This window comes from Coleofasciculus sp. D1-CHI-01, assembly GCF_040218875.1.
In the GTDB taxonomy this organism is placed as follows: domain Bacteria; phylum Cyanobacteriota; class Cyanobacteriia; order Cyanobacteriales; family Coleofasciculaceae; genus Coleofasciculus.
This window is the reverse complement of the sequence record NZ_JAVJQP010000048.1, coordinates 33325-44678: the sequence shown is the minus strand read 5'-3', so window position 1 is coordinate 44678 and position 11354 is coordinate 33325. Positions and strand designations below refer to the sequence as shown.

The 11354-nt window shown below is 44.3% G+C and carries 10 protein-coding genes and 2 pseudogenes; 8 read left to right on the top strand and 4 right to left on the bottom strand.

All coding sequences use genetic code 11. The features are described 5' to 3' along the window. Positions 1–6: 6 nt before the first annotated feature. The 3 genes from RIB93_RS08940 (at position 7) to kaiC (ending at position 3010) form a co-directional block, all read left to right on the top strand. Positions 7–924, top strand: coding sequence for a circadian clock protein KaiA (locus RIB93_RS08940; protein WP_446372339.1), 918 nt, complete (start codon positions 7–9; stop codon positions 922–924). A 118-nt stretch (positions 925–1042) separates the two neighbouring features. Beyond that, positions 1043–1357: a circadian clock protein KaiB gene (gene kaiB, locus RIB93_RS08935; protein ID WP_446372337.1), complete on the top strand. Its 315-nt coding sequence runs from the start codon at positions 1043–1045 to the stop codon at positions 1355–1357. Positions 1358–1450: 93 nt separating this feature from the next. Beyond that, entirely contained in the window at positions 1451–3010 is a 1560-nt protein-coding gene (gene kaiC, locus RIB93_RS08930) for a circadian clock protein KaiC (RefSeq protein WP_446372335.1), read from the top strand. Between the two features lie 308 nt (positions 3011–3318). On the opposite strand, the gene RIB93_RS08925 is transcribed toward kaiC, so the two are convergent. Beyond that, positions 3319–4512, bottom strand: a complete 1194-nt coding sequence (locus RIB93_RS08925; protein WP_446372333.1) for an aminotransferase class V-fold PLP-dependent enzyme — start codon at positions 4510–4512, stop codon at positions 3319–3321. 380 nt (positions 4513–4892) lie between these two features. On the opposite strand from RIB93_RS08925, the gene RIB93_RS08920 reads away from it, so the two are divergent. Then, complete coding sequence (locus RIB93_RS08920; RefSeq protein WP_446372331.1) at positions 4893–5342, top strand: response regulator; 450 nt, start codon at positions 4893–4895, stop codon at positions 5340–5342. A gap of 191 nt (positions 5343–5533) precedes the next feature. Here RIB93_RS08920 and RIB93_RS08915 read toward each other — a convergent pair whose 3' ends face one another. After that, positions 5534–6754, bottom strand: coding sequence for an L-lactate MFS transporter (locus RIB93_RS08915; RefSeq protein WP_446372397.1), 1221 nt, complete (start codon positions 6752–6754; stop codon positions 5534–5536). 353 nt (positions 6755–7107) lie between these two features. Here RIB93_RS08915 and RIB93_RS08910 point away from each other — a divergent pair. The 3 genes and pseudogenes from RIB93_RS08910 to RIB93_RS08900 form a co-directional block, all read left to right on the top strand. Further along, positions 7108–7425 (top strand): annotated as a pseudogene (locus tag RIB93_RS08910) (hypothetical protein); the annotation flags it as partial. Between the two features lie 186 nt (positions 7426–7611). After that, on the top strand, positions 7612–8184 hold the full coding sequence (locus RIB93_RS08905; RefSeq protein ID WP_446372329.1) for a ferritin-like domain-containing protein: 573 nt from the start codon (positions 7612–7614) through the stop codon (positions 8182–8184). A 151-nt stretch (positions 8185–8335) separates the two neighbouring features. After that, positions 8336–8506, top strand: a pseudogene (locus RIB93_RS08900) (ATP-binding protein); the annotation flags it as partial. A gap of 19 nt (positions 8507–8525) precedes the next feature. Here RIB93_RS08900 and RIB93_RS08895 read toward each other — a convergent pair. Beyond that, entirely contained in the window at positions 8526–9524 is a 999-nt protein-coding gene (locus RIB93_RS08895; protein ID WP_446372327.1) for a pentapeptide repeat-containing protein, read from the bottom strand. Further along, positions 9514–10557: a hypothetical protein gene (locus RIB93_RS08890; RefSeq protein ID WP_446372325.1), complete on the bottom strand. Its 1044-nt coding sequence runs from the start codon at positions 10555–10557 to the stop codon at positions 9514–9516. Before RIB93_RS08890 ends, RIB93_RS08895 begins: the two co-directional genes overlap by 11 nt. Before the next feature lie 488 nt (positions 10558–11045). Here RIB93_RS08890 and RIB93_RS08885 point away from each other — a divergent pair, with 488 nt between their 5' ends. Next, positions 11046–11327 (top strand): hypothetical protein, encoded by a 282-nt coding sequence (locus RIB93_RS08885; RefSeq protein ID WP_446372323.1) that lies wholly within the window; start codon positions 11046–11048, stop codon positions 11325–11327. Positions 11328–11354: the final 27 nt, after the last annotated feature.

The following is an 11354-nucleotide window of genomic DNA, read 5'->3' as shown; positions in this document are numbered from 1 at the left end:
ATCGTTTTGCATCCTCAACTGTCAATTGGTATTTTTGTTCATTCCCCAGCCCTGGCGCAGTCACTGAGCCAGGTTTTAAGTGGCGATCGCTATCTGTTATCGATCGCGAACTCAGCCTCTGAGTTTCTGGAGTTTGTGGAACAAAAACAGCAGCATATCGATTGTTTAGTGCTGCAAGATGACGACTCCTTACCACCCGTTATTAATCAGTTGTATGAACAAGGAACCCTGCTTCCTCTACTTGTTTTTCCCAAAGAATCAAAAAACAATGATTCTGTTGTTGTCACAAATACTCAGTCAAACCAAATTCAGACAACCGTTCGTTGTACACCAGGGGAGGTGCATTACTTGTGTCACGCCGCTGAAGTTCGACTCGATAGTAGCCAAGTCTCTGACATAGAACATTCCCTAGAACAGGCAATTACCCAGTTCCTTTCCCTTTCTCCGAACTGCAACTTGCCCACTCTTCTGGCTAATGCGGATAAGAAAACCGAGGAAATTCATCGGGGTTCTTTAATGAAGCAGCAGTATCGGTTATCTGAAAAACTCAAAGAGCGACTGGGATATCTCGGTGTTTACTATAAACGAAATCCTCAGTTTTTCTTTCGCTATTTACCTCAAAATGAAAAAAGTAAACTGATCGAACAGCTTAAGAGTGATTATCGTGACATTGTTTTAATGTACTTCAGTCAAGAAACCGCGATTAACCAGTTAATTGATAATTTAGTAAATGAAGCATTTTTTGCCGATATATCCGTTTCTAAGATTGTAGAAATTCACATGGATTTGATGGATGATTTTGCACAACAACTCAAGCTAGAGGGTCGCAATGAAGATATTCTCACAGACTATCGCCTAACACTGATCGATGTAATTGCTCATTTAGGTGAAATGTATCGTCGCTCGATTCCCAGAGAGTTATAATTATAATTGTGGTATTAGCAATTCGCTCCCGACCCATCAACGTCAACGGTGAACGAATTTCTTCCGGGTTACTTTTAAATTGGCAACTATCCTTCGCTTATTAGTAATGGCTAACCCTATGAGTCCCCTAAAAAAAACTTATGTCCTCAAGCTTTATGTGGCTGGGAATACTCCCCACTCAGTTACAGCATTGAAAACCCTCAAAAATATCCTGGAACAGGAATTTCAAGGGGTTTACGCCCTGAAAGTGATTGATGTTCTCAAAAGTCCTCAACTTGCCGAGGAAGATAAAATTTTGGCAACGCCAACTCTAGCGAAAGTTTTACCGCCTCCAGTGCGAAAAATTATTGGGGATCTGTCTGATCGCGAAAAAGTCTTAATCGGATTGGATCTGCTGTATGAAGAACTTCGGGATGGAGAGATAGATTTTTAGAGCATGTTCAAATTTTATGAGATAATAGCAGATTCGAGATCTATTCTCAGATGACGGCGATTTCAGTTATATCTTTAAATTTGACGAAGAAATATGAGTCCATTTAATCTAGATGAGCAAAAACCCAATGAATTTACCACCCCAGGAGTCCATAAAATTCGGACGATGATTGAAGGGTTCGATGAGATCAGCCATGGGGGGTTACCTGTGGCTCGAACCACATTGGTGAGTGGCACCTCTGGTACGGGGAAAACATTGTTTACGGTTCAGTTTCTTTATAATGGGATCACTCAATTTGATGATCCGGGTGTCTTCGTTACCTTTGAAGAATCTCCCAACGATATTATTAAAAATTCCCATAGCTTAGGCTGGGATCTGCAAAAGTTAATTGATGACGGCAAACTTTTTATTCTGGATGCTTCTCCTGATCCCGAAGGACAAGAAGTTGTCGGCAACTTTGATCTGTCTGCTTTAATTGAGCGGATTCAATACGCTATTCGGAAGTACAAAGCCAAACGGGTTTCGGTTGATTCCATCACCGCCATATTTCAACAATACGATGCGGCTTCAGTGGTGCGGCGAGAAATTTTTCGCTTAGTCGCTCGTCTCAAGCAAATTGGCGTGACTACTGTGATGACAACGGAGCGCGTTGAAGAGTATGGACCCGTAGCCCGGTTTGGTGTGGAAGAGTTTGTCTCCGATAATGTGGTAATTATTCGCAATGTTTTGGAAGGAGAACGGCGACGCCGCACCATTGAAATTCTCAAGCTACGGGGTACAACCCACATGAAAGGGGAATACCCGTTTACCCTAAGCAATCAAGGTTTTAATATCTTCCCCTTAGGTGCCATGCAATTAACTCAGCGTTCGTCTAATGTTCGGGTATCCTCTGGAATTCCAACCCTGGATGAAATGTGTGGCGGTGGCTTCTTTAAAGATTCCATTATTCTAGCAACGGGAGCTACGGGAACCGGAAAAACCTTATTAGTCAGTAAGTTTATTCATGATGCTTGTTTAAATGAAGAACGGGCGATTCTCTTTGCTTACGAAGAATCTAGAGCGCAGCTCACGCGAAACGGTTTATCCTGGGGAATCAATTTCGAGGAAATGGAGGAAAAAGGATTATTGAAAATTCTTTGTTCTTACCCAGAATCAGCAGGAGTAGAAGACCACTTACAAATTATTCAAACCCAAATTCAGGAGTTCAAACCCTCTCGGATTGCCATTGATTCTCTTTCGGCGTTAGCGCGGGGAGTGAGCAATAATGCATTCCGTCAGTTCGTGATTGGTGTGACGGGTTACGCGAAGCAAGAAGAAATTACCGGGTTTTTTACCAATACAACGGATCAATTTATGGGATCGAATTCAATTACAGATTCCCATATTTCTACGATTACTGATACAATTTTAATGTTGCAATACGTAGAAATTCGCGGGCAAATGTCCCGGGCACTTAATGTATTTAAAATGCGGGGGTCTTGGCACGATACCGGAATTCGAGAGTATCTAATTAGCAAAGATGGGGCAGAAATTAAAGATTCATTCCGCAATTACGAGCGGATTATCAGTGGTTCTCCCAGTCGGATTACGGTTGACGAAAAGAGTGAACTCTCGCGGATTGTGCAAGGTGTGCGGCAAAAGTCAACGGAATAGTTATTTGTCTTATGTCTTATGTCTTATGTCTTATGTCTTATGTCAGGATTTGGTGTTAGAGCGGGTTTTGTTGAGATGTTATCACTGAGATTCTAATTAAATAAGGGCGGGTTTTGTTGTTCCGTTATTGGTGAGGAGGGCGGGTTTTGTTGTTCCGTTATTGGTGAGGAGGGCGGGTTTTGTTGTTCCGTTATTGGTAAGGAGGGCGGGTTTTGTTGTTCCGTTATTGGTGGATATTTGAATTGAGTCCCTAAACCCGCCCCTACACCGCCCCTACATCCGCCCCTACACCGCCCCTACAGCCGCCTCTACAATTGATTCGCGATCGCGTCTACTAATCGATCGATTTCCTCATAGTCTGTAAAGTAATGAACGCAGGCGCGAATGCAGTCGGGATCGCGAAGAGTGCGAAGCTGAAACCCCTTCTCTTCCAAGGCTTTAACCAGTTGGGAGGAGGGGGTATTATTAGTTAAAACAAAGGAGACTAAACCTGCTTGGGGGGGAGAGGTTAATAAGCAACGCACCGAGTTTAACTCAGATAGGCGTTGCCAAAGATACTGACTGCGCTGACAAATTTCTGTGTAGCGACTTTGATCCGTTCCCCATTGCTGATGAGTCGCGATCGCCTCTCGCAATCCAACATAGAGAGGATAGGCGGATGTCGCGACTTCAAAGCGTTCTCCATCGGGTTTCCAGCCAATGGGTTTACCTCTGTTGTCCATCGTAATACCACGCCAACCAATAAATGTAGGATGCAGGTGTTCTAATACCTCAGGTTTCACGTATAAACCGCCAACCCCAGCCGGTCCACACCACCATTTATGACCTGTAAAGGCATAAAAGTCTACCCCAAGTTCGCTTAAATTTAAGGGTAAAGAACCAACAGATTGAGCCGCATCGACTAAAATTCGGATCGGGGTACTTTCTGTCGCCGTATTACGACAGGTTTCCACAATTTCTTTTAAGGGCAAAACTTGACCCGTATTCCAGAGGATATGACTGAGAACGACTAACCGGGTACGCGGTGTCAGGTGTTGTTTGATTACGGCGGTAGGATCACCCTGGTTCAGCGTCGCCATAATTGGACAGGTGGACACCTCTACACCAAATCGCCGTCCAATCTCTTCTGCTGTCGCCACAATACCCGGATGTTCACAATCCGTCAGCAGGATGCGATCGCCCACTTGCCAGTCTATTCCCCAGAAGGCAATATTACAGCCAACGGTCACGTTTTCAGTGAGAGTAATGGTTTCTGGCGGCGTTCTCAATTCAGAGGCGATCGCGTATCGGGTGTGCTGGGTTTGTTCCATCACCCATCCATAGACCTTACTGGAGAAGGGTCCATGCTCCTGAGTATACTCATAAGCCTGTTGAATCGCCATTAACGACCTTGAGGGGAGAGTCCCTTGACCACCAAAGTTGAAATAGGCTTTGTTGGCTAAAGCCGGAAACTGCTGTCGATGGTGTTGCAGATGAGTTGATGCACCAGAGATGTCTGTCATGGAAAAGTCAGTGATGGGCTATGGTCTTGCTATTATCCTCCCTTCTGGGAACTCCCTTGGCAAGTTTATTGAACCCCCATTTTATCCTGATTTTTCACGGTATATGGCGCAACGTGAGTTCCAGACGTTGCATTCAACATCTGGAACAACTATCTCAGGTTTCTAGACTTCCCATAAAAAGTCAACAATTTTGTCAACCCGATAAGCATATCTACCGATGTCGTTTCCGGGAAATCAGCCATTCTGCGTAGGATGATTCAGTAAATTAACGGAGTTTTTATTAGCAGAAGTAAAAGTATCCTAGAAATTGGCATAGATCTAATAAAGATTCCTATTTTTATTGATTTACCGCCCCTTTAGTGTTTCCGCCAAATATCCCCATGAGTAAGATCTTATTGATTGAAGATAGTATCAGCCAGTTAGCATTGATGAATCTTTACCTGCGCGATAGCGGTCATCGGATCATCAATCTAACCAATCCGAAAGAAGCGCTGAACAAGGCTATACTGTATCAACCCCATGTCATTGTCACTGACTTAATGATGCCAGAAATGAATGGGTTTGAGGTGTGTCGTCTGCTCAAAAAACATCCAGAGACTCAGAACATTCCCATTGTTATATGTTCGGCTAAAAATCATAAAATCGACCAAATTTGGGGTATGAAACAGGGGGCTATTGCCCACTTAAGCAAACCGTTTTCTCGCGACCAACTGGTTCAAATCATTAATAAAGCTCGTCTCAGTTCGCCGAAAAATTATCAACAGTATAGACTGCGCGAATTAGTTGAACTCTATCCCCTGGAATGGGGAACCCTGGCAAATGTTGGTTAATCGGATTTACTGGACTTTGGACAAACAAAGTGCGATCGCTGTTGGGAATTTGGTGTTTTTTGATCGGGTTTCCGGTTAATATTAAAATATGATATCGGGACATAAAACCCAATGTAGGGGCGGGTTTAGGGACAAAATTAATGGAGCCACCAATCACCTTTCTACAAAACCCGCCCTGCTCCAATCTTTACTTAAGCTCGCAGCCTGAATTGGGCAATAATAATACCGATGACGGCTAAAATGGCGGTGGGATAGAAAGCATAAGTATAGCTACCAAATAGATCCCGGATTTGTCCGATGGCTAGAGTTCCTAAAAAGGCTCCTGCTCCATAGGCGGTGAAGACAATCCCATAGTTCTTAGCATAGTCCTCTGGAGGAAACAGAATCAGGGTTGCTGTCGGTGCGATCGCTAACCATCCTCCTAAGCAAAGCCAGAACAAAGAAAAGCCAACCAGATAGGTCAAGGCTTGCCCCTCTCCGGCGTTGAGCATCAAAATCGAAGCTATCAGAATTAACACATAGGAAATAATAGCCGCTCCCTTTGGTTGTAGGCGATCAGTCAACCAACCAAATAAAGGACGCCCGATGCCATTAAAGATAGCAAAGATAGAAACTGTAATCGCGGCGGTAGTCGCATCGAGTTGAATAATTTCCTGTGCCACTGGGCTAGAAATACCGATCGCCGAGAGTCCGACAAATGTGCCGATGGTATAGCAAAACCAGAGCGCATAAAAAGATGGCGATTGCAAGAGTTGTCGCCGCTGATTTTTGGTAGTATCGATCGGTTTTGGCGTCCAGGTTTGGGGTTTCCATCCGACTGGGGGTAATCTTAAGGTGATGGAGATAACCAGAATAATTGCCGTCAAGCTAATCCCCAGAATTGCAAAGCTAGGAAGAACCCCAAACGCTGCAATTAAGCCCTTGGCTAGCGGTGCTGTCACCAAAGGAGAAAGTCCAAACCCGATCGCGGTCAATCCTACTGCCAAGCCTTTGCGATCGGGAAACCATTTAGCGGAAACGGCTAGGGGAACACCATAGGCAATGCCAACTCCCGCACCAGCGATTACACCATAGGTAATCGTTAAGACGATGATATTCGTGGCGAAACTGGAAAGGATATAACCAATTCCAGTCACCACGCCACCAATAGCTGTAATTTTGCTCACACCAATCTTATCAATGTAAAATCCCGTAATCGGCATCAACAGGGCATAGAGGACTAATAAAACTGTGAACGGTAATAAACTTTGGGTGGCGCTGATGCCGAATAAGTCCTCTAGCGGTTTACGGAAGATACTCCAAGAATAGACTGTGCCTAGGCACAGTAGGACAAGCGAGCCTAACGGGATTAAAAACCATCTGCCTTTCTCTGCTGGCAAGCCAAAAACGCGAACAGATTGCCAGTTATCCATAGCATCTCCTGCACATAGCTGATCATCCAAGAGGATACCACCTGAATAGAATCTGATCAGCTAACTGGATCAAGCTAATTTTCGGCTCTATGATCCCCTTTGTCGATTGGGTTGAGGTACGTAGGTAGAGCCTTCTCGAAGAATAAGCCAACTTAGCAGGTAGCTTAAAGATTGTCGGCTTTCTCTGACATTCTCCCCTCATTTTCAATGGGGCTAGCAAGATTTTCTAAGTTGGCTTGTTGCGGGTTGGAATCCGATATTAATAGTAACGTCTGTGCGAAACCCGCCCCAACCGAGTTTTGAATTAACGCCCTCATCTCCCTAATTCCTCATCGGTAACTAGGTATAAACGATTTGGATTTGTTGCTGGTTATGTCTTCAATGTCCTCACGGGTATCGCCATTTTTCCCGGTGCGAGTCGCCTACTCAATCACATTATCGCGGGAATTCTCGGCGCTATTGCTGGAGCGCTGGGCGCTCTTTTGGTTGGCGGTGGCGTAGGTATCGCCATTGGTGGGGGTGATGCTTTGACGTATCGCAATCGCCTGAATGCGGGTAAATATTTGATTGCGGTAAAAGCATCGGAGGATTTAATCCGCCAAGCCACTGGTGTGTTGCGCCAATTTGAACCCGAAGCAATTCAGGGGTATCAAGAGCCGACTTCCGCCTAAGTCGAAATAGTTCGGAAGTTAGAAATCATAGTTCTCTCCTGCGACAGAAGCACCTTTTCGGCTCTTTGTTTAAAGTTAAGTTCAGTAATAAAGATTTGGGTTACTCAATTAACGTCGAGAGCCAACGACTTATCGTTGGTGCATCGGTGAGTATCCCTGAATTGATAATGAGAAGGATGAACACGTATGACAGCCACACAAACAAAAAATCAACTTTATGATATTGATAAGATCCGTCAGCAGGCGCGTCAATCTATTGAAGAGGGAGCCGTTACTGAAGATTATCCCCTAGATCGCGAACAAGCTTGTCAGTACCTCAACGAAGCGCTAGCCACGGAAATTCTATGTGTAATGCGCTACCGTCACCATCAGGTTATTGCTAAGGGAATTAATTATCCTCAAGTTGCGGCGGAGTTTGCGGAACACGCCGAGCAAGAACAAGAACATACGATGATGCTCGCCGAGCGGATTGATCAGCTTGGGGGTGATCCTGATTTTAATCCGGCAACAATTATGGAGCGCTCGTCTACGGAGTATGGTAGCACAGGTGCGAATGTTGAGTTGACTCAATTGATCAAAGAAGATTTAGTCGCCGAGCGGATTGCTATTGAAGTTTACCGCAAGTTAGTTGGCTTTTTTGGTCATGCTGATCCCACAACTCGTCATATCGTCGAAAGCATTCTCGAAGATGAAGAAGATCATGCTAGTGAACTTGCTGATCTGTTAGCGGCTATCGATCCCAGAAATAAACCCAGCTAATTGATTGGTTCTATTAGGCGTGCGATCGCGCAATTGCAGGTAAAAGGTATCCCGTGCTACCAGCATCACTGACTGGGGGCGGGATTTTTACTTGATAAATATGGATGTTCATCGTTATCAAAATAACAATAAACATCTCGTCCCTCTTTTCTTTACCGGACATATTGGCTGTGGCAAATCCACAGAATTACTGCGCCTGAAAACTGAACTCGAACAGCAAGGCTTTCATGTCGTTTACTTTGAGTCCTCCCAGGACTTGGATATGGCAGATGTAGATATTAGCGATATTCTACTCGCGATCGCATCGAGTTGTTCTAATTCTAATAGACGTTCAATCTGTGTCAATCTGTGTCATGAATCCTACCATCAGGCATTGTCGCCCCCTGCAAATTTGCCCCCATTAAATTCGTGGTACTCAATTCTGCCCGTGTCAGATTAGCATTGCTCAAATTCGCCCCCATCAGGTTTGTTCGTGCCAAATATGCCTCAATTAAATCCGACTCACTCAAATTCGCTTCCCGTAAATTTGTCCGACTCAAATCTGCCCGATTCAATCGCGCAAAACTCAGATTTCCCCGACTTACTTGGGCTTTACTTAACCTGACATCTGGCATTACAGCCCCCTGTAAATTCACGCCCGTTAAATCTGCCTCACTTAAAATTGCCCGTTCCAATTTGACATTCTTCAGAATAGCGCCACGCAAATTCGCCCCCATCAAATTCACTTCGGTCAAAAATGCCGAACTCAAATTGGCGTCACTCAAATTTGCCCCCCGTAAATCCGCTTCCCGCAAATTCGTTTCCCTTAAATTAGCACCCCTTAAGTTCACTTTCAATAAATCAGCCCCCCGCAAATCTGCCCCTTGTAAATCTACCTTCTGCAAGATAGCACCCCGCAGCTTGGCAGTATACATCCGCTTTTCTTCTCGCAAATTCGCCCCGCGCAAACACGCCCCAGTTAAATCAGCCCCACTTAAATTTGCCCCCCGCAAATCAGCATCCATTAAGTTAGCATCGAGCAAACTAGCTAATGTCAAATTGGCGCTTCTTAAGTCAGCACTTTGCAAACTTGCCCCATGTAAATCGGCATTACTTAAATTAACCCCACTCAGCCACGCCTGATTTAAATTCGCGCCACTTAACCGTGTCCCCACTAAATTCGCTTTCCGGAAGTTAGCGCGACTCAGGTAGGCAAAAATTAGCGTAGCGCCATGCAAATCAGCACCACTGAAAACAATACCAATTAAGTCCGCCCCAAACAAATTGACACCGCTGAGACTGATGCCAGTAAACTTGGTTTCTCCCGCTTCATAGCGCTGTAGGAGTTCCTTAACGTTCATAAAGTCGTTTCATTGATTGTGCGATCGCGCCAGCGGCTTGAGTGTTTTCATCGGCGTCTTCTAGGGCTTGTGCTGTCTGGTAAAGCTTGGCTTCGAGTTCCTCAAGCGTGGCACAAGTTGAGAACAGTTCAAATAACAAATCGTCTAGGGGCTTGGCTTTCATCAATAACCAATCATGTTGCGTTTTTTTAATTGGATGGTCGAGTACAGAAAAAATTAATAATTTTGCCCGCAATGGAGTTGTATATTTCATTACATTTAAACGCAACTCAAACGGGTCATACGGGCATGAGTTTGACGTTGAATCCTGAGTTGCACTTTGTCGAATTTCCTGACCTTGAACAAGTGGTGATTGATGATTGGGGAATTTTTCCTGGTTGTCTTTATCTGCCTGTTTTCGCGTATTCCTATTTCCTGTATTTGCCTGTGGGGGGAACCTTGTCGGTGGTGGTGCTGGCGGCTGCGATCGCGCGGCTTTTACGGCTTTGACACTGGTAATTTCTGAATCATCAGTATAGAGTTTTTGCAACGCCTTGAGAATCGTTTTTGCCACAACAATATAGTCTGCCTGTCGGTTAAGGGTTTGCACTTGTTGCTTGAGTGCTGCACTGAGTTTCTTGATGCTAGGGTAAGATTCTCTTAAATCTTGAATTAAATCCGCCAAATTTAATTGTTCGAGAATCTGCGAGTCGGTTTCCCAGTGATTTTTACTGACATAAAGCATCAGTTTTTTGATTCGCAGAATATTACTATCTGCTTCCAGTTCACTGGCGGTTTCTAAGACAATCCATGGGGGTTGAGTTGAAGCTTTAGGCGGGGATTTAACCGCGACGACTTGAGTGGATTCTTCGGGTTCGCTATAGAGGGGTTCTAATTGATGAATAATCGTATCCGCCACGACTAAATATTCAGCTTGGCGGTTCAAGGTTTCCGCAAAGCTATAAAGCCTTGAACGAAGCTGCTCCAGACTGAAATGGGAGGCGCGAAGTTGTTGGATTAAATCAGAGAACTTATACTGATTTAGAATTGACAACTCGTTTTCCCACTGACTCTGGCAGGTATAAACCATTAACTTTTTTATCCGCGTTGAATTGTCGTGGGTTTCTAAATTTTTAACAATTCTATCTAAACTCAATAACCCTGGCATTAATCTAAATGATGAATTGTGAAATTATCGCTTTTATAAGGAAATAATCCGCCGCATTTTGTTTTTGAGCAGGATGCCTTGAACTGATGTACCTGCTTAGAGGCATTAGCACACATTGTTTATTTTGTCAATGTTTTAGATTAAACCGATTTCCAACTCTATGATATCAAGACTGCCGGATGTCGAGACGTAGCATGCTACGTCTCTACATGGGTTCCAGAGGTAGCATGCTAGATCTGGAACAGGTTCCCCCAGCTTATCCAGAAATTATCCTGATCGGTTGGCACAGGCTAAGAAAATCATAAATACTGACCCTATTTTAGTGGCAGTTGAATCCCTTATCGGTAGTCGATTACGACTCCTTCTAAATCACTATGTTACTTACTCGTCAACAACTCAAAGCCAAAAAACGCAATGCCAAACGGCTCAGTCAATTACTCCAAGATGCTAGAAGAGAACTTGAACACAACATTATCATGTTGGAGGATACGGTTCTCGATCAAGGCATTTGGCAAATGTCTGATATTTTGCCCTCCCAAAATACCCATTCCGTAATTGGCGAAATTCTGGCGATCGCGGATGCCTGGGAACAACTCAACCATTTTGAAATTGAGGAAAAGTTAGATAATATCGAGGGTAAATTCTATCAAAACTAAACCATTCTGTTTTAATGAACTACACAG